Raw genomic sequence first — 23,394 nt, forward strand, 5'->3', positions numbered from 1 at the left:
ATCCGATCTATGGACTTTTCCCGCTTTTTTATCGATAGGCCGATTTTTGCCGCCGTGCTGTCGATTTTGATTTTTATCACCGGCTTGATCGCCATTCCGCTGTTGCCGGTCAGCGAATATCCTGACGTCGTACCGCCCAGCGTGCAGGTGCGGGCGGAATATCCCGGCGCCAACCCGAAAGTGATTGCGGAAACCGTGGCGACGCCATTGGAAGAAGCCATCAATGGCGTCGAAAATATGATGTACATGAAGTCCGTCGCAGGCTCTGACGGCGTATTGGTCACTACCGTCACGTTCCGTCCGGGAACCGACCCCGATCAGGCGCAGGTTCAGGTGCAAAACCGGGTCTCGCAGGCCGAGGCGCGTCTCCCGGAAGATGTGCGCCGTTTAGGCATCACCACCCAGAAGCAATCGCCAACGCTGACGCTGGTGGTGCATCTGTTTTCACCCGGCGGTAAGTACGATTCACTGTATATGCGTAACTACGCCACGTTGAAAGTCAAAGATGAACTCGCGCGTTTGCCAGGCGTCGGGCAGATCCAGATTTTCGGCTCGGGTGAATATGCGATGCGCATCTGGCTGGATCCCAATAAGGTTGCGGCGCGCGGGTTAACCGCATCGGATGTGGTGACGGCGATGCAGGAGCAAAACGTTCAGGTTTCCGCCGGACAGCTGGGCGCCGAGCCGCTGCCGAAAGAGAGCGATTTTTTGATCTCTATTAACGCCCAGGGGCGTCTGCATACGGAAGAAGAGTTTGGCAATATTATTCTGAAAACGGCGCAAGACGGTTCGCTGGTGCGCCTGCGCGACGTGGCGCGTATCGAAATGGGCTCGGGTAGCTATGCGTTACGTTCCCAGCTTAACAATAAAGACGCAGTCGGGATTGGTATTTTCCAGTCGCCAGGGGCGAATGCTATCGATTTGTCTAACGCCGTTCGCGCTAAAATGAACGAACTCTCCACCCGTTTCCCGGAAGATATGAAATGGGCGGCGCCGTACGATCCGACGGTGTTTGTGCGTGATTCGATTCGCGCGGTGGTGCAAACGCTGCTGGAAGCGGTAGTGTTGGTGGTGCTGGTGGTAATTTTGTTCCTGCAGACGTGGCGTGCGTCGATTATTCCGCTGATTGCGGTGCCGGTATCGGTGGTGGGCACCTTCAGCATTCTTTATCTGCTGGGCTTTTCGCTGAATACCCTGAGTCTGTTCGGGCTGGTACTGGCGATCGGTATCGTCGTGGATGATGCCATCGTGGTGGTGGAAAACGTTGAACGAAACATCGAAGAGGGGCTGGCTCCGCTAGCGGCGGCGCACCAGGCGATGCGCGAAGTCTCCGGGCCGATTATCGCTATCGCGCTGGTGTTGTGCGCGGTGTTCGTGCCGATGGCATTCCTCTCCGGGGTAACGGGGCAGTTTTACAAGCAGTTTGCGGTGACGATTGCAATATCGACGGTGATCTCCGCCATCAACTCGCTGACGCTCTCGCCAGCGCTGGCTGCGCTGCTGTTAAAACCGCACGGCGCGGCGAAAGACTTCCCGACCCGGCTTATCGATCGCTTGTTCGGCTGGATTTTCCGTCCGTTTAACCATTTTTTCCATCGTAGCTCAAACGGCTATCAGGGGCTGGTGGGCAAAACGCTCGGGCGACGCGGCGCGGTGTTTGTGGTCTACGTCCTGCTGCTCTGCGCGGCTGGTGTGATGTTTAAAGTCGTACCCGGCGGATTTATTCCGACGCAGGACAAGCTGTATTTAATTGGCGGCGTGAAAATGCCGGAAGGCTCTTCACTGGCGCGCACCGACGCCGTGATCCGCAAAATGAGCGAAATCGGTATGAATACCGAAGGCGTGGATTATGCGGTGGCCTTTCCGGGGCTTAATGCCCTGCAGTTCACCAATACGCCGAATACCGGGACGGTCTTTTTTGGTCTGAAACCGTTCGACCAGCGTAAACACACCGCTGCGGAAATTAACGCCGAGATTAACGCCAAAATCGCGCAAATTCAGCAGGGCTTTGGTTTCTCGATTCTGCCGCCGCCGATTTTAGGACTGGGTCAGGGTTCCGGCTATTCGTTGTATATTCAGGATCGCGCCGGTCTGGGTTATGGCGCGTTGCAAAACGCGGTGAACGCGATGTCGGGTTCAATTATGCAGACGCCGGGAATGCATTTCCCGATCTCTACCTACCAGGCGAACGTGCCGCAGTTGGATGTGCAGGTCGATCGTGATAAAGCGAAAGCGCAGGGCGTGTCGTTGACCGACCTTTTCGGTACGCTGCAAACCTATCTGGGTTCATCGTATGTGAATGACTTTAACCAGTTTGGGCGTACATGGCGCGTAATGGCGCAGGCCGATGGGCCGTTCCGCGACAGCGTGGAAGATATTGCTAATTTACGCACCCGCAATAATCAGGGCGAAATGGTGCCGATTGGCAGTATGGTGAATATTAATACCACCTACGGGCCGGATCCGGTGATTCGCTACAATGGCTATCCGGCGGCGGATTTGATTGGCGATGCCGATCCCCGCGTGCTCTCGTCCACGCAGGCGATGACGCAGCTGGCGGGCATGTCTAAGCAGATACTGCCGAACGGCATGAATATTGAGTGGACGGATCTCAGCTTCCAGCAGGCTACGCAGGGCAATACGGCGCTGATCGTCTTCCCGGTCGCGGTACTGCTGGCGTTCCTGGTGCTGGCGGCGCTGTATGAAAGCTGGACGCTACCGCTGGCGGTGATCCTTATCGTTCCAATGACCATGCTCTCCGCGCTGTTCGGCGTCTGGCTGACCGGTGGCGATAATAACGTATTTGTGCAGGTGGGGCTGGTGGTGCTGATGGGGCTGGCGTGTAAAAACGCGATTCTGATTGTTGAGTTCGCCCGCGAACTGGAAATTCAGGGGAAAGGGATCATGGAAGCGGCGCTGGAAGCCTGTCGCCTGCGTTTACGCCCGATTATCATGACCTCGATTGCCTTTATTGCTGGGACGATTCCGCTGATTCTTGGCCACGGCGCGGGGGCGGAAGTGCGCGGCGTCACCGGGATCACGGTATTCTCCGGTATGCTCGGCGTGACGCTGTTTGGTTTGTTCCTGACGCCGGTGTTTTACGTGACGCTGCGAAAACTGGTGACGCGTGGCAAACAGGCAAGGGACGTCTTGCCCGCGTAGGTCGCTGCTAATAACAAAAAACCGCCTTTTCGTTTAAGGCGGTTTTTTTCGCAACAAGAAAAGTTAATGCGCTTCTTTATAGCGGGCAGTCAGTTCAGGCAACGGATCGCAGCCGCTGGTATCGGCTTTTTTGACCTCTTCCAGGGCGCTTGCCACGGTGTGGCGAGCTAACACCGCGAGCGACGCCTGCTCGGCTTCATCGGCTACGGACTTAAAGTACCAGCAAGCATTGGCGCTGACCACGCAGCGAGCCGGGACGTCAGGGCGAGACGCCCACAGTTTTTTATCTTCAATAACGGAAAGATAGATATCACGCAGCGTGATTTGGTCGGCAGGGCGGCCAAGATGAATAGAGCCGTTGCGGCCAAGCGTGGAAACGATGATACCGTCGCGAGTGAGCGGAACCATGAGTTTACGGATAAAGCTCGGGTTGGCTTCCAGGCCGTAGGCCAGAATCGCGCTCGTCGAACGTTCACCCAATTGCTCCGCCATCGCTACGCTGAGAACCATCTGCAAAGCTGTCGGGAAGCGGTAATCTAACATTTTCTTATCCTGGATTGCGGTGAATCTTGTTCTTTTTGGCACCGCAGAGGTAAATAATCAGTGAGTAACACTATAACAAATACGGTAATTTTTTTGAAGCAATCTTAGCCAGGTCCCTCGCTTGCGGCCGCCAGCAGCGGCACGACGACATCGCTGATGGGTGTGGCAACGCCCAACCTTCGGCCATAGCGTTGTATGACTCCGTTACGGATGTCCCATTCCAGCGGACGATTGGCCTGACGGTCGGCGAGTATCGAGGTGCTTAAATCCGCCGGCGCCTGATGAAACCCATCAACAATTTCCTGCGGCACGCTATCGGCGAGTACCGCCCCTGCGGCGCGCGCCACCGCCAGACACTCGTGAAGATAGGCCAGCGCCAACCCGGTGATGTCCTGGCGCGAAAACATCCCGGCGCGGCGATTCGCCAGTACCATCAGGCCAGCGACGGCATTTTGCAGCAGTTTCCGCCAGGCGAGCGATGTGAAATCAGCCGTCAACTCAACCGCGCAGCGGGTACCGTTGAGAACCTCGACTATCCTCTTCACCTGCGGCGTATCGGGTAGCGTCAGGCGCGGTTTGGCACGTAACCATACCGAAGCATCCGCCTCTCGTTGTGCCGGAAACCAGACAACCGAAGGCAACACCTTTGCGCCGTTAACATAGGGGTCAAGCAGGCTTTCCTGTTCAACGCCGTTCTGTAGCGCGCAGACCACCGTGTTTTCATCACACAGCGCGTTAAGCCAGCCCGCGCAATCCGCTACCTGGGTGGTTTTCACCGCCACAAACAGCAGCTCAACCGGGCGTTCCAGCGTATGCGGATCGGTCAATACCGGCCCTGGAAGGATCGTTTCGCCGTCATCCCGGCGTAAAATCAATCGCTGATGCGCGGTGCGCCCGCAGAGCACCGGTTTGCGGCCCGCTTCATGCAGTACGGCGGCAATGGTCGTGCCAATAGCGCCAGGACCTAGCAACGCGACGGAGGAAAAGTTAGACATCATGCATTCTCCTGATTGAAGCCTACCCATTAATGATACAAATTTTCGGCAAAAGCCAGGATCAATTGCCGATATCGGGCAACACTTAGAGCAAAGGCATGGTCTATGCTGGCATTGTGCTTTAAACTGCGCGCTGCAAAATTGAGTAGATAAACGATTAATCAGGCGGTAATGGCGATGAACGGTACGATCACAACGTGGTTTAAAGATAAAGGTTTCGGATTTATCAAAGATGAAAATGGTGATAACCGCTATTTTCACGTGATTAAGGTCGCCAATCCGGATCTGATTAAGAAAGACGCGGCGGTCACGTTTGAGCCCACGACTAATAATAAAGGTCTCTCGGCTTACGCGGTTAAAGTCATCCCGGAAAGCAAACATCTGTATATTGCCGGTGAGCGTGTGAAGCTGACATCGATTAAGTCTTACCTGGTATACAGTGAGGAAGTGCCGGCCGATACGCGTATCGACAAGGAAAATGCGGTGCTCTCCGTGGGACTACTGATGAACAGCATCAAGCCGAAAGCGAGCGTGAAGCCGGGCGAAATGCGCACGCTGAAAAAGTTGGCGATCACTACCTTTCAGGGCACGACGCTCATCTTCTCTGAAGATGAAATCGACATCGACGCCACGGTGAAGCTCCTTAAAGTCTAATCCTGATTTACCGTATCCGAAGCAGAATTCAAACGATTGTAGAAACGACGATGACAAAACTTACCTTACAAGAACAGATGCTGAAAGCGGGTCTGGTCACCAGTAAAAAGATGGCTAAGGTTCAGAGAACGGCGAAAAAGTCACGTGTTCAGGCGCGTGAAGCCCGCGAGGCCGTTGAAGAAAACAAAAAAGCCCAGCTTGAGCGCGACAAGCAGCTCAGCGAGCAGCAAAAGCAAGCGGCTTTAGCAAAAGAGTATAAAGCGCAGGTTAAGCAGCTGATCGAAATGAACCGAATCACGATTGCGAAAGGCCATATCGCTTTTAACTTTACGGATAATAATCTCATCAAAAACATTGATGTGGATAAAACCACCCAGGCGCAGCTCATTAGCGGCCGTCTGGCGATTGCCCGCCTTGCTGTTGATAATAACGGTAAATATGAATACGCGATTATTCCTGCCAGCGTGGCGGATAAAATCGCCCAGCGCGACGCCGAGAGTATTGTGTTGAACAGCGCCCTGAGCCAGGAAGCAGAGGACGAAGACGATCCGTACGCTGACTTTAAAGTACCTGATGATTTGATGTGGTAATCAGGAGTAATGCGTTGATGCCATTCATTGTGCGTCTTCCGTCATGGAGCGGGGGGCGCAATTTCAGATATCGATCACAATTTTCCCGTTTATAAATATCCTTTCTGTCACTGGATGTTATTATCCGGCTGGTAAATACCTTTCAACTCTACCGAGGCTTTGATGCTGGAGAATGTAATCATCTGATAATCAGTTTGCCGACCTTTCAGGCCGGGCTGGTTATCAATGCGCTGAAATCGAATGCGGGCACCGCTGCGTGTTTGCACGTTTTGCACATGATGATTAAACAGGTTTTCCAGTATGAATTTATCCCGTCAGGAACAACGTACCTTACACGTTCTCGCGAAAGGCGGACGTATTGCGCACATTCGCGATACCTCAGGCCGCGTCATCGCCGTGGAGTGCTATAGCCGCGAAGGGCTACTGCTCAGCGACTGTACGCTCGCCGTCTTCAAAAAACTCCGCACTAAAAAACTGATTAAATCCGTTAACGGCCAGCCGTACCGCATCAACACCAGCGGGCTGAATAACGTTCGCGCTCAACCGGATAACCGCTAAGGAGAGTGGCATGACCACAACAATCGATATCCCCCGTATCTTTACCATCAGCGAAAGTGAACATCGTATCCATAACCCCTTCACGGCGGAAAAATATGCCACGCTTGGCCGCGTACTTCGCCTGCAGGCGGGAGTGCAGATCCTCGACCTTGGCAGCGGTTCTGGCGAAATGCTCTGCACCTGGGCGCGGGACCATGCTATCGGCGGTCTGGGCATTGACATGAGCCCATTGTTTACCGCGCAGGCAAAACAACGCGCCGCAGCACTTGGCGTTAGCGATCGCGTCACTTTTCTCCATAGCGATGCGGCAGGTTACGTTGCCGAACGGCAATACGATGTGGCGGCCTGTATCGGCGCGACGTGGATAGCCGGCGGCGTCGCCGGAACCGTGGCGCAGTTAGCCCGAAGCCTTAAGCCTGGCGGTATGCTACTTATCGGGGAGCCCTGGTGGCGTAAGGTACCCGCCACAGAAGAAGAAGCGCGCGCCTGCGGTGTTTCTGCGGTGGCTGATTTGTTGCCGCTTCCGGCGCTGGTCGCCTCTTTTGGCGAACTGGGCTATGACATTGTTGAGATGGTGCTGGCTGACCGCGAGGGGTGGGACCGTTATGAAGCCGCTAAATGGCTGACGATGCGCCGTTGGCTGCAGGCGCATCCGGATGATGAATTTGCGGTTGAGGTCCGTGCGGAGCTCAATGCCGCACCGCTTCGCCATGTCACTTATACCCGGAAATATTTCGGTTGGGGCGTTTTTGCGCTGATGCAGAAATAACTCTCGTTATATTTGGTCAATTTATTTGAACTATTCTGTTAAATAAACGCCATTTATACATTTTGGCTAAGGGGTAGAGTAGGAGAACCACAAGCAGACGCGGAACGTTATCTCCGCGTCTGCTGAATGTTTTGCCGAAATCAGGGGCTATCCTCATGAAAAAGATTGGATTTTTGTCATTTGGCCACTGGACGCCATCGTCGCAGTCGGCGACCCGTTCCGCTGCCGACACGCTCTTACAATCCATCGATCTGGCCGTTGCCGCCGAAGAGCTAGGCGCGGACGGCGCCTATTTTCGGGTTCACCATTTCGCCCGCCAGCTCAGTTCACCGTTCCCGCTACTCGCCGCTATCGGCGCGAAAACTAAGAAGATTGAGATCGGCACCGGCGTTATCGATATGCGCTATGAAAATCCGCTATATATGGCGGAGGATGCCGGCGCTGCAGATTTGATCGCCGGTGGGCGTTTACAGCTTGGCATCAGCCGGGGTTCGCCGGAACAGGTGATTGATGGCTGGCGTCATTTCGGTTTTCAACCGCAGGATGGCGAGTCCGACGCTGACATGGCGCGGCGCCATACTGAGGTTCTGCTGGACGTGCTGCGCGGCGAAGGTTTCGCTAAACCTAACCCGCAACCGATGTTTCCCAACCCGCCGGGATTGCTGCGTCTTGAGCCGTACTCCGCCGGACTACGTGAGCGTATCTGGTGGGGCGCGGGCTCTAATGCTACGGCGATGTGGGCGGCGAAGCTCGGCATGAACTTGCAAAGCTCGACGCTGAAAGATGATGAGACGGGCGAACCATTCCATATTCAACAGGCGAAACAGATCCGCGCCTATCGTCAGGCCTGGACTGAGGCGGGGCACACGCGTACGCCGCGGGTATCGGTCAGCCGAAGTATTTTTGCCCTGATGGACGATCGCGACCGAATGTATTTCGGCTCCAGCCGGGATACTAGCGATAGTATTGGTTTTCTTGATGAGAAAACCCGCGCCATTTTCGGCCGCAGCTATGCCGCTGAACCCGATAAGCTCGTCGAACAACTGAAACAGGATGAAGCGATCGCAGAAGCGGATACTTTATTGCTGACGGTGCCGAATCAGCTGGGCGTGGATTATAACGCTCACGTGATTGAGTCTATTCTGAAGCACGTTGCGCCGGCAATGGGATGGCGTGATTAAAAGAATGCCACGCGGGGCATTAATTGATGCCCCGCGATAATTTAAAAGTATTAGCTTTGTTTATCTTTTGAACAAAAAGTGTGATCTTGATCAAGCCATACCCGCGCAGACTTAAAGAATATTGCAATGCTGTAACAATATTATTCATGGCGAGGGATTTATGGCAATTAAGGATTTTTTTGTACAGACTGCACCTGGTCGGCGTCGCTATGGCGTCGCCTTATTGGTTGGGGTTATTGCCGGAATCATGTCGGCATTCGTTAAGTGGGGGGCGGAAGTGCCTCTGCCGCCGCGAACGTTTTCCGGCGGGCGTGATGAATTCAACCCTCCTTATCTCTTTCTACGCGACTATCTTGGTATTGACCCAACGCATACCGTTTACACCTTTTCTGAGCATATCATCAACCCGGTGATGGTCACGCATATAATCTTCTCGTTGGTGTTTGCGATTGGCTATTGCGTGGTGGCGGAGATATTCCCAAAAGTTAAATTATGGCAGGGCGTGTGGGCCGGCATTGTCGCCACCATTGCGGTTCACTGGATATCTTTCCCGCTATTAGGACTTACGCCGTCGTTATTCAATATTCCGGCTGATGAATATATTTCCGAACTGCTTGGCCATATTTTTTGGTTCTGGGCAATTGAAATGATTCGTCGCGATCTGCGTAACCGAATTACCCACGAGCCTGACGCAGAAATTCCGTTAGATGCGCCGTTCAGATAATTTAAAACCTCGCGAGTTATAAAACCTGCGAGGCTTTGAAATGAAAAATCCGCGCCGGGGCGCGGATTTTATCGGCAGGGATTAGACGTTGAACAAGAAGTTCATCACGTCGCCATCTTTAACGATGTAGTCTTTGCCTTCTGCACGCATTTTACCGGCTTCTTTCGCGCCTTGTTCACCTTTGTAAGCAATGAAGTCTTCATAGGCGATGGTCTGGGCGCGGATAAAGCCTTTTTCGAAGTCGGTGTGGATTTTACCGGCAGCCTGCGGCGCGGTCGCGCCAACCGGAATAGTCCATGCGCGAACTTCTTTCACGCCGGCGGTGAAGTAGGTTTGCAGGTTCAGCAGAGCGTAGCCTGCGCGGATCACGCGGTTCAGGCCCGGCTCTTCAAGGCCCAGCTCGGCCATAAACTCGTCACGCTCTTCATCGTCCAGTTCGGCAATGTCGGATTCAACGGCGGCGCAAACCGGAACCACCACAGAACCTTCTTGCTCAGCGATAGCGCGAACCTGGTCGAGATACGGGTTGTTTTCAAAACCGTCTTCGTTAACGTTGGCGATGTACATGGTCGGCTTCAGGGTCAGGAAGCTCAGATAGCGGATCGCTTCTTTCTCTTCTTTGCTCAGATCCAGCGCGCGCAGCATGCCAGCTTTTTCCAGCTGCGGCAGACATTTTTCCAGCGCGGCCAGTTCAACTTTAGCGTCTTTATCGCCGCCTTTGGCTTTCTTGGAAACGCGGTGAATGGCGCGTTCGCAGGTATCGAGGTCGGACAGCGCCAGCTCGGTGTTGATAACGTCAATATCTTCCGCCGGGTCAACTTTACCCGCGACGTGGATAATGTTGTCATTTTCAAAGCAACGCACTACGTGGCCGATGGCTTCGGTTTCACGGATATTGGTCAAGAACTGGTTGCCCAGACCTTCGCCTTTGGACGCGCCTTTAACCAGACCGGCAATATCAACGAATTCCATGGTCGTCGGCAGGATACGCTGCGGCTTGACGATCTCTGCCAGTTTGTCCAGACGCGGATCGGGCATCGGTACGACACCGGTGTTCGGCTCAATGGTACAGAACGGGAAGTTGGCCGCTTCAATACCTGCTTTGGTGAGCGCATTGAACAGGGTGGATTTGCCGACGTTGGGCAAACCGACGATACCGCATTTGAATCCCATGATTTAAATCACCTTAATCTTTGGATAATCAGTCTGTTATGAATAACAGACTGTAGAAAAGTAAATAGCTTCGCCTATTATACACGGTGTGCGGCAAAAATTCCGCACGTCGAACGCTTATTGCGCTTTAAACGCGTGTAAACGGTTGGTTGCTTTAGTTAAACCGTCTTTCAGCCACACCTCGGTACAACGCGCCGCTTCATCAACCGCTTCGTCAATTAACTTCTGTTCGCTAGCCGGTGGTTTACCCAGCACAAAGCCGACAACTTTGTTTTTGTCGCCCGGATGGCCAATTCCGACGCGTAAGCGGTGAAAGTTAGGGTTATTACCCAACTTGCTGATTATGTCCTTCAGGCCATTATGGCCGCCGTGCCCGCCGCCAAGTTTAAATTTAGCGACGCCGGGCGGTAAATCGAGCTCGTCGTGAGCGACCAGAATTTCGTCCGGATTAATGCGGTAAAAGGTGGCCATCGCTGCCACGGCCTTGCCGCTGAGATTCATAAAGGTAGTCGGCACCAGCAGGCGCACGTCTTCCCCGGCCAGGTTGAGGCGCGAGGTATAGCCAAAGAATTTGCTTTCTTCTCGTAGCGGCGCGCGGTGGCGCTCCGCCAGTAAATCTACGTACCAGGCGCCAGCGTTATGGCGCGTTGCCGCGTATTCCGCGCCGGGGTTAGCCAGGCCGACAATTAGTTTTATCGTCACTTTTTATTCCTGCATGGGTCGTTCTTTGCCGCGTAGTGTACTGCCTGCGTCGGCGCTTGACAAAATTCTACCGGCGAAACGCTACCCTTACTGATAATTTCTCCTTTGAACCATTAGAATTTGATGTTGTTCAGTGGCTTATTTGTAAACTTTTGTTGATCAGATGTTCCCGAATGTGATCACTAACGCAATCACTCATATCTCCATTGTCTATACTTAACCTATAAATTTTGGGGATATTCCCATGCAGCCCAAGGTCCGGAGGTGACATATGAAACGCAGAAACGCTTCGTTACTCGGTAACATACTGATGGGTTTAGGGTTGGTTGTGATGGTGGTCGGCGTTGGTTACTCTATTTTAAACCAGCTTCCACAGCTTAACCTGCCGCAATTCTTTGCTCATGGCGCCGTGTTGAGTATTTTCGTCGGCGCCGTTTTGTGGCTGGCGGGCGCTCGCGTAGGCGGTCATGAAAGAGTCACCGACCGTTATTGGTGGGTTCGCCATTACGATAAACGCTGCCGCCGCGATCCGCACCGTCACAGCTAACGGAATTCAGCTCGCCGGATAGCCTTTCCGGCGAGCCTCTCATTTATTGCCCTAATTCTATATCCGCCAGTGCCGCAGTACGGTCTGGGTAGAAGCTCAGGCGTCCCGGAATTGGCTGAACCCCTGCGCGAGCCAAAGTACGCAGCGGCTGGAATTCAAGGTTCGATACCCGCAGCTCGCAGCCTTCCGGCAGGCGCTTCACAAAGCGCAGGAACGCGTCAAGACCACCGGCATCCAGCACCGGTACCGCATCCCACTTCAGCACCACCACGCGTTTGCCTTCAATCCGGCTTTCCAAATCGGTGAACAACCCTTCCGCCGCGGCGAAGAACAGCGGGCCGATCACCCGTAGTACCAGTACATCGTCCGGCACTTCAACGTTGACTGGCGCCAGTCGCGTCATGCGCGCGATGCGGCGCATAAACAGCAGCGAAGCCAGCACGATACCGACGCTAATGGCGATGACCATATCGAACAGCACGGTCAGCGACATGCACATCAACAGCACGACGATGTCGTCTTTGGGCCCGTGGCGTAGCAGGTTAATCACCTTATGCGCTTCGCTCATGTTCCACGCTACCATCAGCAGCAGGGCGGCCATGGCCGACAGCGGCAGCCATGAGAGCAGCGGGGCGAGGATTAGCAGCGCGAGGATCACCAGCAGGGCATGGATCACCGCGGAAATCGGCGAGGTCGCGCCGGCGCGCACGTTAGCCGCGGAGCGGGCAATCGCCGCGGTGGCGGTGATACCGCCAAAGAACGGCGCGATGATATTGCCAAGGCCCTGGCCGACAAGCTCGCTGTTCGCTTTGTGCTTGGTGCCGGTCATACCGTCGAGCACCACCGCGCAGAGCAGTGATTCAATGGCGCCCAGCATCGCCATAGAGAAGGCGGCAGGCAGCAGCGCGCGCAGCGACGACCAGCTCAGGGTAAACTCCGAGCCCGGCATATCCCACGGCAACACCAGTTGCGGCAGCAGCTGCGGGATACCATTGCCCTGGCTGCCGTCGGCGAGTACATAGTGGAACTGCGAGCCGATGGTCGCCACATGCCCGCCAAGCAAATTAACGATGCCCATCACCGCGCAGCCCGCCAGCAGCGCCGGCAGGTGCCCCGGCAAGCGGATGCCCAAACGCGGCCAGAAAATCAGAATACCCAGCGTCACGATACCGATGGCGGCATCGCCAACGTTAATTGTCGGCAGCGCCATCACCAGCGCGCCGACTTTCTGCAGATAGTGCTCTGGGACATGCGCCATCTGCAGACCAAGGAAGTCTTTAATTTGCATGGTACCGATAGTGATGCCGATACCGGAGGTAAAGCCAAGGGTGACTGAAAGCGGGATATATTCAATCAGGCGGCCAAAGCGGGCGAGGCCGAAAAGGATTAAGAAAATACCCGACATTAGCGTCGCCACCAGCAGGCCGGCAAGGCCAAACTGCTGTGACACCGGATAGAGGATCACCACGAAGGCCGCGGTAGGGCCGGAAACGCTAAAGCGCGAACCGCCGGTCAGGGCGATGACAATCCCCGCCACCGCCGAGGTATATAGCCCATATTGCGGCGCTACGCCGCTGCCAATTGCTAACGCCATCGCCAGCGGGATAGCGATGATCCCGACGGTTATTCCGGCGATGAGATCGCGGGTAAAGCGCGATGCGGTGTACTTTTCTTTCCAGCAAGCGTCGATGAGGGCGCGGAAAGGCATCACATGTGAGGAAAATAATCTATTCACAATAATGTTTCATCCATGAGCGCATCATCTGTCAACTGAATGGCAGGTGAAGGAGGCATTAGTCATACAAATATGAACCAGAGACAAAAAAACCCGCCGCAGCGGGTTTTTCGGCTGGGCTCGATTAGTGCTCGAACATAGCAGAAATGGATTCTTCGTTGCTGATACGACGAATCGCTTCGGCCAGCATACCAGACAGGGTCAGGGTACGGACTTTGTCCAGCGCTTTGATTTCTGGCGTCAGCGGAATGGTATCGCAGACGACGAATTCATCAATCACAGAGTTTTTAATGTTCTGGATAGCATTGCCGGAGAAGATCGGGTGAGTCGCGTAGGCGAAAACACGTTTCGCACCGCGTTCTTTCAGCGCTTCCGCTGCTTTACACAGGGTGCCGCCGGTATCGATCATGTCATCAACCATCACACAGTCACGGCCAGCGACGTCGCCGATGATATGCATCACCTGAGAAACGTTAGCGCGCGGGCGGCGTTTATCGATGATCGCCATGTCGGTATCGTTCAGCAGCTTTGCGATAGCGCGAGCGCGAACCACGCCGCCGATGTCCGGAGAAACCACGATCGGGTTGTCCAGATTCAGCTGCAGCATATCTTCGAGCAGAATTGGGCTACCGAATACGTTATCAACAGGAACATCAAAGAAGCCCTGAATCTGTTCAGCGTGCAGGTCAACGGTCAGAACGCGGTCAACGCCGACACTGGACAGGAAGTCAGCGACGACTTTTGCGGTGATTGGCACACGAGCGGAACGTACGCGACGGTCCTGGCGGGCATAGCCGAAGTAAGGGATAACAGCGGTGATACGGCCTGCAGAAGCGCGACGCAGGGCATCAACCATAACAACCAATTCCATCAGGTTGTCATTGGTGGGAGCACAAGTGGACTGGATGATGAAAATATCACCACCGCGTACGTTTTCGTTGATTTGTACGCTGACTTCGCCGTCGCTAAAACGACCTACAGCGGCGTCGCCAAGAGAAGTGTACAGGCGGTTGGCAATACGTTGTGCTAGTTCCGGGGTGGCGTTACCAGCAAAAAGCTTCATATCAGGCACGAGAAGAACCTCAGGCATGCGTCCAGTGGTGGATGAAACGGGCCATTAAACTGTGCGGGCCGGCGCCATCTCATCCAGGCGGTGTATTAAAGAGCACGATGCAACGTCTGGAACAGGGTGACGTTGTCACCGATACTCTGTTTGCCCGGCAAACTTGCCGTTATTCATGCAAAAAGCAGAATTACTTCAGTAGGGCTTGCTTCAGCGGCGAGACATTAATTCCTCGCGCAACAAAGCCTTGCAGCCATTCCGGGGCTTTTTCCAGCACCTGACGAGCGGCGGATTCGGTGTCAAATTCAGCAAAGACACAGGCTCCTGTGCCAGTCAGGCGCGACGGCGCGTATTCTAACAGCCAGGAAAGCGTTGCATCAACCTCACGAAAACGTTTTCTTGCGATAACCTCGCAATCGTTGCCGAATTCACAGTTTAGTAAGGTATTAATTGACCTGCTCGGGGTATTTCGTGGTAACTCCGGATCGCGAAAAATGATCGGCGTCGGGATACTCACGCCCGGGTGGGCGACCAGATACCATTTTTCCGGCGGATCGACCGGGGTGAGAATCTCGCCAACCCCTTCGGCAAACGCTGCGTGGCCGCGAACGAAAACCGGGACATCGGCGCCGAGCTGTAGCCCAAGCGTCGCCAGTTGGTCTTCGCTAAGCCCGCAGCCCCACAGATGATTGAGGGCTACCAGCACCGTCGCGGCATTGGAAGAGCCGCCACCTAAGCCGCCGCCCATCGGCAGGCGTTTGTCGATGCTGATATCCGCGCCGCTGCCAGTGGGGAGTTGACCGTGAGACTCCGCCGCCGCCATCAGTAGCCTGGCGGCGCGAATAATCAGGTTCTCTTCATCCGGCACGCCGGCGACCGGCGTTAACAGCCGCAGTTTCCCGTCGCGGCGTGGTTCAATAGTCAGCATGTCGCCATAGTCAAGAAACTGGAACAACGTCTGCAGCGTGTGATATCCATCGGCGCGTTGACCGGTGATATACAAAAACAGATTCAATTTTGCAGGGGCGGGCCAGCGACTCATCATTTCACAATCCAGTTATCCATTTTCAGCTTGATACGCTGGCTGCCGTTGTTGAGTTCCATATTAGACGGCAGGGTGGGTTTGGTGTCGCTGGTGTAGCCGCTGTAGGTCACGTGCCAGGTTTTGCCATTCTGCGTGTAGTTGAGTTCGCGCAGGCGGTACTGGTCATCCAGCGAATAGTCGGTGGCATCGCCCGGCAGGCCGATAATCCACTGACGCAGGCTGTTAAGCGGGATCGGCATGCCGGTCAGGCGGCCAATCATCTCTTCGGCATCGGTGGCGTTGTAAGTCTGGCCTTTGTTATCAATCAATTGGACGCCGCCCGGCTGCGCGGTTAATGACAGTTCGGTGCTGCCAAGCGGGTTGGTCAGCAGCAGGCGATAGCGGTCCTGGCCGGTTTGTTGCCAGAAGAAACGGGCATACACTTTCTGCTCATCGGACAGATAGGCAAACGCCCCGCGAGTCTGGAACTGGTTAAGGTTGCGGACATCCTGCTGGTGCTGGCGCCACTGTGGGGAATCCGGGCTTTTGCCGGGCCCTTGCGGCGGAGTATTGATTGCACAGGCGGTCAGAACGAGGCTTGCCAACGGTAGCAGGCGGAACAGTCGATTCATAATGATGACAAATCCTTGATGTCTACAGTGAAATGCGGCGACTGATGGTTCGCACACCGATTTGTGTAGCGGGTTGCAATAATAACCCTTAATGCTAGCGTCGCTGGCCGATAGCGTCTACGTTCAAGTTGTCTGAAATCAAAAAATTACCGTTAGTGGCTATTAAGCCCTGACTATTACTCCAAAAGGGGGGCGTCTCTTTTATTGAGTACGCGCATCCTGTATGATGCGCTCAGACTAACCTTAGCAACGCTGGTACTATTCCCTCACCATGACCCTTTTAGCTCTTGGCATCAACCACAAAACAGCTCCGGTAGCGCTGCGAGAACGCGTAACGTTTTCGCCGGATACGCTCGACAAGGCGCTGGAGAGCTTATTGGCTCAGCCAATGGTGCAGGGCGGGGTGGTGCTATCAACCTGTAATCGCACGGAGCTGTATCTCAGCGTTGAAGAGCAGGACAACCTGCAGGAAGCGCTGATCCGCTGGTTATGTGACTTCCACGGCCTGAATGAAGAAGACCTACGTAAAAGTCTTTATTGGCATCAGGATAACGACGCCGTCAGCCATCTGATGCGTGTCGCCAGCGGCCTGGATTCACTCGTGCTTGGCGAGCCGCAAATCCTCGGGCAGGTGAAAAAAGCGTTTGCGGATTCCAGCCGCGGCCATCTGAACGTCAGCGAACTGGAGCGCATGTTCCAGAAATCGTTCTCGGTGGCTAAGCGCGTACGGACCGAAACCGATATCGGCGCCAGCGCCGTTTCCGTTGCTTTCGCCGCCTGTACGCTGGCTCGGCAAATTTTTGAATCGCTCTCCAGCGTCACTGTGTTACTGGTTGGCGCGGGGGAAACTATCGAACTGGTCGCCCGCCATCTGCGCGAACATAACGTTCGCAAAATGGTGATTGCCAACCGCACCCGTGAACGCGCCCAGGCGCTGGCGGATGAAGTCGGCGCGGAAGTTATCGCCCTCAGCGATATCGACGAGCGCTTAAAAGACGCCGATATCATTATCAGTTCTACCGCCAGCCCGCTGCCGATCATCGGCAAAGGGATGGTCGAGCGCGCGCTGAAGGCGCGCCGCAATCAGCCGATGCTGCTGGTAGATATCGCGGTGCCCCGCGACGTCGAGCCGGAAGTCGGCAAGCTGGCCAACGCCTATCTGTACAGCGTTGATGACCTGCAAAATATCATTCAGCACAATCTGGCGCAGCGAAAGGCCGCGGCGGTGCAGGCGGAATCGATCGTCGAGCAGGAAACCAGCGAATTTATGGCCTGGCTGCGCGCCCAAAGCGCCAGCGAGACTATCCGCGAATATCGTTCCCAATCCGAGCAGGTTCGCGAGGAGCTGACGGCGAAAGCGCTTGCCGCGCTGGAGCAGGGCGGCGATGCGCAGGAAATTATGCAAGATCTGGCCCGTAAGCTGACCAACCGCCTGATCCACGCTCCAACCAAATCTCTTCAGCAGGCTGCCCGTGACGGGGATGATGAACGCCTGCATATTCTGCGCAACAGCCTCGGGCTGGAATAGCGCACATTTCTCTATTTAAAGACAGGGTGAATTCACGCCTATGAAGCCTTCTATTGTTGCTAAACTGGAAGCTCTGTACGAACGCCATGAAGAAGTTCAGGCGCTGCTTGGCGACGCCGCTACCATTGCCGACCAGGACCGTTTCCGCGCGCTGTCGCGCGAGTATGCGCAGCTTGGCGATGTCGCCCGCTGCTATACCGACTGGCGCCAGGTGCAGGACGATATCGAAACCGCGCAGATGATGCTCGACGATCCGGAAATGCGCGAAATGGCGCAGGAAGAGCTGCGCGATGCCAAAGAAAAAAGCGAAGCGCTGGAACAGCAGCTGCAGGTGCTGCTGCTGCCGAAAGATCCAGACGATGAGCGCAACGCTTTTGTCGAAGTTCGCGCCGGCACCGGTGGCGATGAAGCGGCACTGTTCGCCGGCGATCTCTTCCGCATGTACACCCGCTACGCCGAAGCCCGCCGCTGGCGGGTCGAAATCATGAGCGCCAACGAAGGCGAACATGGCGGATTTAAAGAAGTGATTGCCAAGATCAGCGGCGATGGCGTCTATGGGCGGCTGAAATTTGAATCCGGCGGCCATCGTGTCCAGCGCGTTCCGGCGACCGAATCGCAGGGGCGTATCCACACCTCCGCCTGTACCGTGGCGGTGATGCCGGAGCTGCCGGAAGCCGAAATGCCGGATATCAACCCGGCGGACCTGCGTATCGATACCTTCCGTTCCTCGGGGGCGGGCGGCCAGCACGTCAACACCACCGACTCCGCTATCCGTATTACCCACTTGCCGACCGGTATCGTCGTTGAATGTCAGGACGAACGTTCGCAGCATAAAAACAAAGCCAAGGCGCTGTCGGTGCTGGGCGCGCGTATTCGCGCCGCCGAAGTCGCCAAGCGTCAGCAGGCGGAAGCGTCTACCCGTCGTAATCTGCTGGGCAGCGGTGACCGCAGCGACCGCAACCGTACCTACAACTTCCCGCAGGGCCGCGTGACCGACCACCGTATCAACCTGACCCTTTACCGTCTGGATGAAACCATGGAAGGCAAACTGGATATGCTGATCGAACCGATTGTGCAGGAATTCCAGGCTGACCAGCTGGCGGCGCTTTCCGAGCAGGAATGATGACCTTCCGACAGTGGCTCACTCATGCGATAGCCCGGCTCGGCGCGAGCGAAAGCCCGCGTCGCGACGCCGAGATCTTACTGGGGCACGTCACCAGCAAAGCGCGGACCTGGATCCTCGCTTTTGACGAAACCCTATTGACGGCGGAACAGTTGGCGGAACTGGAAGCGTTGCTGGCGCGCCGCGCCAACGGCGAGCCGGTGGCGCATCTGGTGGGTCAGCGCGAGTTCTGGTCGCTGCCGCTGTTTGTCTCGCCGGCGACGCTTATCCCGCGCCCCGACACAGAATGCCTGGTCGAGCAGGCGCTGGTACGCTTGCCGCAGACGGCCTGCCGCATCCTGGATCTTGGCACCGGCACCGGCGCTATCGCTCTGGCGCTGGCCAGCGAGCGGGCGGACTGCGAGATTATTGCCGTTGATTTTATGCCTGACGCCGCGGCGCTCGCCGCGCGCAATGCCGCTCATCTCGCTCTCAATAACGTGACCGTGCTGCAAAGCGACTGGTTTAGCGCGCTCAAGGAGCAGCGGTTCGCGATGATTGTCAGTAATCCCCCCTATATCGATGAAACCGATCCGCATCTTGCAGAAGGGGATGTCCGCTTCGAGCCGAGGACGGCATTGGTCGCCGCCGACCAGGGGCTGGCCGATTTAGCGCATATCATCCGTGAAGGACGCAACTACCTGCTACCCGATGGTTTTATGCTACTGGAACATGGCTGGAAACAGGGCGAGGCGGTACGCGCATTGTTTAATGAAGCAGGATATCGCGACGTCGAGACCTGCCGCGATTATGGCGATAACGAACGTCTGACTCTCGGGCGTTGGCCGCACAAGGAGCAAGCCGGCGAATGAATTTATTTACTGCAGTACTCTATTTGCATATTGCCTGCGTGGCGACATCCGTCGGGCTTTTCGTGTTGCGTTACTGGTGGACCTACAGCGGTAGCGCGATGCTCAATCAGCGCTGGGTACGTATTGCGCCGCATTGTAGCGATACGCTGCTGTTCCTCAGCGGCGCGGGATTAATGGCGATAACGCACTATCTGCCGTTTACCGAAGATGGCGCATGGCTGACTGAAAAGCTGTTTGGCGTTATCATTTACATCGCATTAGGATTTATTGCGTTGGGCCGACGTCGCCCGCGCCGCCAGCAGACCCGGTTCATCGCCTTTCTGCTGGCGCTGGTGGTGTTGTTCTTCATCGTTCAACTCGCCATCACAAGAATACCGTTACTGGGGTAAGGCATGAGGTCATTAGCTGATTTCGAATTTAACAAAGCGCCATTATGCGAAGGCATGGTCCTCATTTCTGAATTGATCCGCGACGACTTTCCGACGCACTTTGTGCAGGATGAGCTGCAGCGGTTGTTAACACTGGCGCAGGAAGAGATTGCCACCTCCTGGGATCAGGAGCGTCAGCTCGACCGGTTGCTGGAATTGTTCTATCACGAGTGGGGCTTCGGCGCATCGCAGGGCATCTATCGTCTGTCCGATGCGCTATGGCTGGATAAAGTGCTGGTGAATCGCCAGGGAAGCGCTGTGTCGCTGGGGGCGATTCTGTTATGGATTGCCCAGCGTCTGGATCTGCCGGTGGTGCCGGTTATCTTCCCGACGCAGATGCTGCTGCGCGCCGACCCGGAAGCCAGCGAAGAGATGTGGCTGATTAACCCATTCAACGGCGAAACGCTTGATGAACACACGCTTGAGGTGTGGCTGAAGGGAAATATCAGCCCGGTGGCCGAGCTGTTTAATGAAGATCTCGATGAGGCCGACAACGCCGAAGTGATCCGCAAACTGCTCGATACGCTGAAATCGGCGCTGATGGAAGAGCGGCAGATGGAACTGGCGCTGCGCGCCAGCGAAGCGCTGCTGCAGTTTAATCCCGAAGACCCGTATGAAATTCGCGACCGCGGGCTTATCTATGCCCAACTGGAGTGCGATCACGTGGCGCTGCTGGATCTCAATTATTTCGTTGAGCAGTGTCCGGAGGATCCGATTAGCGAGATGATCCGCGCGCAGATCAACACGATTTCACATAAACAAATTACATTGCATTAGTCTGGAACCATTCCGGTTACACCCTGATAAGGCGATCTTATGAAACAAAAAGTGGTTAGCATTGGTGATATCAACGTAGCAAACGACCTGCCGTTCGTGCTGTTTGGCGGAATGAACGTGCTGGAGTCCCGCGATCTTGCGATGCGTATCTGCGAACATTATGTGACCGTCACGCAAAAGCTGGGCATTCCGTATGTGTTCAAAGCCTCTTTTGATAAAGCCAACCGTTCTTCCATCCACTCCTATCGTGGGCCGGGTCTGGAAGAAGGGATGAAGATTTTCCAGGAGCTGAAGCAGACCTTCGGCGTGAAAATCATCACCGACGTCCACGAAGCCAGCCAGGCGCAGCCGGTGGCCGACGTGGTTGACGTGATCCAGCTGCCGGCGTTCCTCGCGCGTCAGACTGACCTGGTAGAAGCGATGGCTAAAACCGGCGCTGTTATCAACGTCAAGAAACCGCAATTCGTCAGCCCGGGCCAGATGGGCAACATCGTTGATAAATTCATTGAAGGCGGGAACGACAAAGTGATCCTGTGCGATCGCGGCGCTAACTTCGGCTACGACAACCTGGTCGTTGATATGCTCGGCTTCGGCGTAATGAAGAAAGCGTCCAACAACTCGCCGGTCATCTTTGACGTGACCCACGCCCTGCAGTGCCGCGACCCGTTTGGCGCTGCTTCAGGCGGTCGCCGCGCTCAGGTGACGGAACTGGCTCGCGCCGGGATGGCGGTGGGTATCGCCGGTCTGTTTATTGAAGCGCACCCGGATCCGGATCACGCGAAATGTGACGGCCCGTCCGCGCTGCCGCTGGCTAAACTGGAACCGTTCCTGAAGCAAATGAAAGCGATCGACGATCTGGTGAAAAGCTTCGACGAGCTGGATACCAGCAACTAAGTTTCGCTGAGCAGTAAAAAAGCCTGCCGGTTTCGCCACCGACAGGCTTTTTTTTGGGCTTTATTGCTGATTACCCGGTCAGGCAAATATCGTCATCAGGTAGGCGGCGAACAGCGCCAGATGCGCCGCGCCGTTGAGGACATTGGTGCGCCCGGTTGAGAACGAGATATGGCACAGCACCAGCGACGCCACCATCACCACCATTTCCGGCGCTCCCAAACCGAAGCGGAGTTCATTGCCGGTAAGGAAGGCGATAAGCGTGACGACAGGCACCGTCAGGGAAATCGTCGCCAGCACCGAACCAAAGAAGAGATTCATTGCGCGCTGCACCTGATTATTCAGCACCGCTTTCAGTGCGCCGAGTCCTTCCGGGGAGAGGATCAGCAGCGCCACCAGGAAACCGGTAAAGGCTACCGGCGCGTTCATGCTGGTCAACAGCGTTTCCAGCGGATTAGCGTTCATTTTGGTAACGGCGATAACCGCAACCAGGTGTACCAGTAACCAGGCTGTGTGCCAGCCGCTACTGTGCGCCGATGGCTTACCGTGATGCGGGTCGTCATCATCGCTGTCATCTTCATGCTCGTACACAAACAGGCTCTGGTGCGTTTTGGTCTGAATGAGCAGGAATACGCCGTACATGGCGGCGGAAATCAGCGCCACCAGCAGCGCCTGGCCAGTGCTGAAATTGGCGCCCGGCAGCGCCATAGGGAATACCAGTACGATAATCGCCAGCGGGAAGAGGGCGATCAGGTACTGCTTGATACCAAACAAATTCATATACTGTGTGGCGAATTTACGCCCGCCCAGCAGTAAAGAGAAGCCGACCAAACCGCCGGTGACGATCATAATGATTGAATATAACGTATCGCGCATTAGCGTTGGCGCGGCGTCGCCGGTCGCCATTAATGCGGAAATCAGGCTCACTTCAAGAATGACCACTGACAGGCTCAAAATTAATGAACCATAGGGCTCGCCGAGACGGTGAGCAAGAACGTCGGCATGGCGAACCACGCTAAATGCGCTACTCAGAATCCCGACCAGCGCCAGAATATTAATCGCAACGACCACTGGTAGTGATTGACTGCTTCCCCAGAGAAACAGCACCACCAGTGCTAAAACCGGAAAAACGAGGGAGGTCTCCTTGTGGCGGGTCTTAACCGCCTCATGTGCATGTGTCATGAACCATCTCCATTTATGCAGGTGTTATAATTATAGATAACGTAAGTTGATAAAATAACAGACATTGATAGGTTTAATTTGTATTTTTACTTAAATTTACCACTCTTGCATAAGAAATGCGTTGGTCTGCTAAAAAAAGCTGTTACGTATGTTTTATATATATTTTTCAGATGATTACTAAAATTCATTTCTCAATATTCCTGCCATTTGCCAACCTGGCAATTGTGTTCCAGACTTAGCTTTTACCCTGATTCTGGAGGTCATTATGCCTTACCGTAGTAAACAAGAACTTCCCGATAGCGTTCAGCACGTCTTGCCGGAACACGCGCAGGAAATTTATAAAGAAGCTTTCAATAGCGCATGGGACCAATATAAAGACAAAGCCGACCGTCGCGATGATGCCAGCCGTGAGGAGACGGCGCATAAAGTCGCCTGGGCGGCGGTGAAAAATGATTATCAAAAAGGCGATGACGACAAATGGCATAAGAAAAAGTAATCACTTTTGCGATCTAATTTTTTGTCAGCCCCCTTGTCAACGCTCCGTTAATTGCTTATTGAGTAA

23 protein-coding genes and 1 pseudogene are annotated in these 23,394 nt (G+C 55.0%); 15 read left to right on the forward strand and 9 right to left on the reverse strand.

What is annotated here, in order from left to right:
• Positions 1-9: 9 nt before the first annotated feature.
• Positions 10-3,162, forward strand: coding sequence for a multidrug efflux RND transporter permease subunit OqxB (gene oqxB / locus ACSEMK_RS17280; protein WP_213793787.1), 3,153 nt, complete (start codon positions 10-12; stop codon positions 3,160-3,162).
• Between the two features lie 63 nt (positions 3,163-3,225).
• On the opposite strand, the gene ACSEMK_RS17285 is transcribed toward oqxB, so the two are convergent.
• Positions 3,226-3,705, reverse strand: coding sequence for an RrF2 family transcriptional regulator (locus ACSEMK_RS17285; protein WP_015705070.1), 480 nt, complete (start codon positions 3,703-3,705; stop codon positions 3,226-3,228).
• 104 nt (positions 3,706-3,809) lie between these two features.
• Entirely contained in the window at positions 3,810-4,700 is an 891-nt protein-coding gene (locus ACSEMK_RS17290) for an oxidoreductase (RefSeq protein ID WP_430915298.1), read from the reverse strand.
• 171 nt (positions 4,701-4,871) lie between these two features.
• On the opposite strand from ACSEMK_RS17290, the gene ACSEMK_RS17295 reads away from it, so the two are divergent.
• The 6 genes and pseudogenes from ACSEMK_RS17295 to ACSEMK_RS17320 all read left to right on the forward strand — a co-directional run bounded on the left by ACSEMK_RS17295 (position 4,872) and on the right by ACSEMK_RS17320 (position 9,176).
• Positions 4,872-5,354 carry a cold-shock protein gene (locus ACSEMK_RS17295; RefSeq protein WP_430915286.1) on the forward strand — a complete coding sequence of 161 codons (483 nt, stop codon included), beginning with the start codon at positions 4,872-4,874 and terminating at the stop codon, positions 5,352-5,354.
• Positions 5,355-5,404: 50 nt separating this feature from the next.
• Entirely contained in the window at positions 5,405-5,944 is a 540-nt protein-coding gene (locus tag ACSEMK_RS17300; RefSeq protein WP_015367123.1) for a DUF2058 domain-containing protein, read from the forward strand.
• 300 nt (positions 5,945-6,244) lie between these two features.
• Positions 6,245-6,502: a YjhX family toxin gene (locus ACSEMK_RS17305; RefSeq protein WP_015705074.1), complete on the forward strand. Its 258-nt coding sequence runs from the start codon at positions 6,245-6,247 to the stop codon at positions 6,500-6,502.
• Between the two features lie 22 nt (positions 6,503-6,524).
• Positions 6,525-7,271: pseudogene (locus tag ACSEMK_RS17310) on the forward strand (SAM-dependent methyltransferase); the annotation flags it as partial.
• Between the two features lie 155 nt (positions 7,272-7,426).
• The gene (locus ACSEMK_RS17315; RefSeq protein WP_213793786.1) at positions 7,427-8,452 is read left to right on the forward strand and encodes an LLM class flavin-dependent oxidoreductase; all 1,026 of its coding nucleotides are present in this window, start codon (positions 7,427-7,429) and stop codon (positions 8,450-8,452) included.
• 160 nt (positions 8,453-8,612) lie between these two features.
• Positions 8,613-9,176: a YagU family protein gene (locus ACSEMK_RS17320; RefSeq protein ID WP_045393784.1), complete on the forward strand. Its 564-nt coding sequence runs from the start codon at positions 8,613-8,615 to the stop codon at positions 9,174-9,176.
• Positions 9,177-9,257: 81 nt separating this feature from the next.
• Here the strand turns inward: ACSEMK_RS17320 and ychF are convergent, their stop codons facing one another.
• A complete protein-coding gene (gene ychF / locus ACSEMK_RS17325; protein ID WP_015705079.1) occupies positions 9,258-10,349 on the reverse strand; it encodes a redox-regulated ATPase YchF in 1,092 nt (363 codons plus the stop codon).
• A gap of 117 nt (positions 10,350-10,466) precedes the next feature.
• Entirely contained in the window at positions 10,467-11,051 is a 585-nt protein-coding gene (gene pth / locus ACSEMK_RS17330; RefSeq protein ID WP_015705080.1) for an aminoacyl-tRNA hydrolase, read from the reverse strand.
• A gap of 271 nt (positions 11,052-11,322) precedes the next feature.
• Between pth and ychH the strand changes: the two genes are divergently transcribed.
• Complete coding sequence (gene ychH, locus ACSEMK_RS17335; RefSeq protein ID WP_045393789.1) at positions 11,323-11,598, forward strand: stress-induced protein YchH; 276 nt, start codon at positions 11,323-11,325, stop codon at positions 11,596-11,598.
• 43 nt (positions 11,599-11,641) lie between these two features.
• Here the strand turns inward: ychH and dauA are convergent, their stop codons facing one another.
• The 4 genes from dauA to lolB all read right to left on the reverse strand — a co-directional run bounded on the left by dauA (position 11,642) and on the right by lolB (position 16,052).
• Positions 11,642-13,333 carry a C4-dicarboxylic acid transporter DauA gene (dauA, locus tag ACSEMK_RS17340; protein ID WP_087857962.1) on the reverse strand — a complete coding sequence of 564 codons (1,692 nt, stop codon included), beginning with the start codon at positions 13,331-13,333 and terminating at the stop codon, positions 11,642-11,644.
• A 124-nt stretch (positions 13,334-13,457) separates the two neighbouring features.
• Positions 13,458-14,405 carry a ribose-phosphate diphosphokinase gene (prs, locus tag ACSEMK_RS17345; RefSeq protein ID WP_015367113.1) on the reverse strand — a complete coding sequence of 316 codons (948 nt, stop codon included), beginning with the start codon at positions 14,403-14,405 and terminating at the stop codon, positions 13,458-13,460.
• Positions 14,406-14,586: 181 nt separating this feature from the next.
• On the reverse strand, positions 14,587-15,438 hold the full coding sequence (gene ispE, locus ACSEMK_RS17350; protein WP_213316803.1) for a 4-(cytidine 5'-diphospho)-2-C-methyl-D-erythritol kinase: 852 nt from the start codon (positions 15,436-15,438) through the stop codon (positions 14,587-14,589).
• Entirely contained in the window at positions 15,438-16,052 is a 615-nt protein-coding gene (gene lolB / locus ACSEMK_RS17355; RefSeq protein WP_015705083.1) for a lipoprotein insertase outer membrane protein LolB, read from the reverse strand. The genes ispE and lolB overlap by 1 nt, the downstream gene beginning before the upstream one ends.
• Positions 16,053-16,323: 271 nt before the next feature.
• Here lolB and hemA point away from each other — a divergent pair, with 271 nt between their 5' ends.
• The 6 genes from hemA to kdsA are packed head-to-tail and all read left to right on the forward strand — an operon-like array spanning position 16,324 to position 21,653.
• Entirely contained in the window at positions 16,324-17,580 is a 1,257-nt protein-coding gene (gene hemA / locus ACSEMK_RS17360) for a glutamyl-tRNA reductase (RefSeq protein ID WP_015367110.1), read from the forward strand.
• 40 nt (positions 17,581-17,620) lie between these two features.
• Positions 17,621-18,703: a peptide chain release factor 1 gene (gene prfA, locus ACSEMK_RS17365; protein WP_015367109.1), complete on the forward strand. Its 1,083-nt coding sequence runs from the start codon at positions 17,621-17,623 to the stop codon at positions 18,701-18,703.
• Positions 18,703-19,554 carry a peptide chain release factor N(5)-glutamine methyltransferase gene (gene prmC, locus ACSEMK_RS17370; RefSeq protein WP_213316804.1) on the forward strand — a complete coding sequence of 284 codons (852 nt, stop codon included), beginning with the start codon at positions 18,703-18,705 and terminating at the stop codon, positions 19,552-19,554. The genes prfA and prmC overlap by 1 nt, the downstream gene beginning before the upstream one ends.
• A complete protein-coding gene (gene sirB2, locus ACSEMK_RS17375) occupies positions 19,551-19,943 on the forward strand; it encodes an invasion regulator SirB2 (protein WP_213316715.1) in 393 nt (130 codons plus the stop codon). The genes prmC and sirB2 overlap by 4 nt, the downstream gene beginning before the upstream one ends.
• A 3-nt stretch (positions 19,944-19,946) precedes the next feature.
• Positions 19,947-20,759, forward strand: a complete 813-nt coding sequence (gene sirB1 / locus ACSEMK_RS17380) for an invasion regulator SirB1 (protein ID WP_015367106.1) — start codon at positions 19,947-19,949, stop codon at positions 20,757-20,759.
• A gap of 39 nt (positions 20,760-20,798) precedes the next feature.
• Positions 20,799-21,653, forward strand: a complete 855-nt coding sequence (gene kdsA / locus ACSEMK_RS17385) for a 3-deoxy-8-phosphooctulonate synthase (RefSeq protein WP_015367105.1) — start codon at positions 20,799-20,801, stop codon at positions 21,651-21,653.
• Positions 21,654-21,731: 78 nt separating this feature from the next.
• On the opposite strand, the gene chaA is transcribed toward kdsA, so the two are convergent.
• A complete protein-coding gene (chaA, locus tag ACSEMK_RS17390; RefSeq protein WP_015367104.1) occupies positions 21,732-22,832 on the reverse strand; it encodes a sodium-potassium/proton antiporter ChaA in 1,101 nt (366 codons plus the stop codon).
• Positions 22,833-23,097: 265 nt separating this feature from the next.
• Here chaA and chaB point away from each other — a divergent pair, with 265 nt between their 5' ends.
• A complete protein-coding gene (gene chaB / locus ACSEMK_RS17395; protein ID WP_015367102.1) occupies positions 23,098-23,328 on the forward strand; it encodes a putative cation transport regulator ChaB in 231 nt (76 codons plus the stop codon).
• Positions 23,329-23,394: the final 66 nt, after the last annotated feature.

This window comes from Klebsiella sp. K-3, assembly GCF_051207495.1.
In the GTDB taxonomy this organism is placed as follows: domain Bacteria; phylum Pseudomonadota; class Gammaproteobacteria; order Enterobacterales; family Enterobacteriaceae; genus Klebsiella; species Klebsiella aerogenes.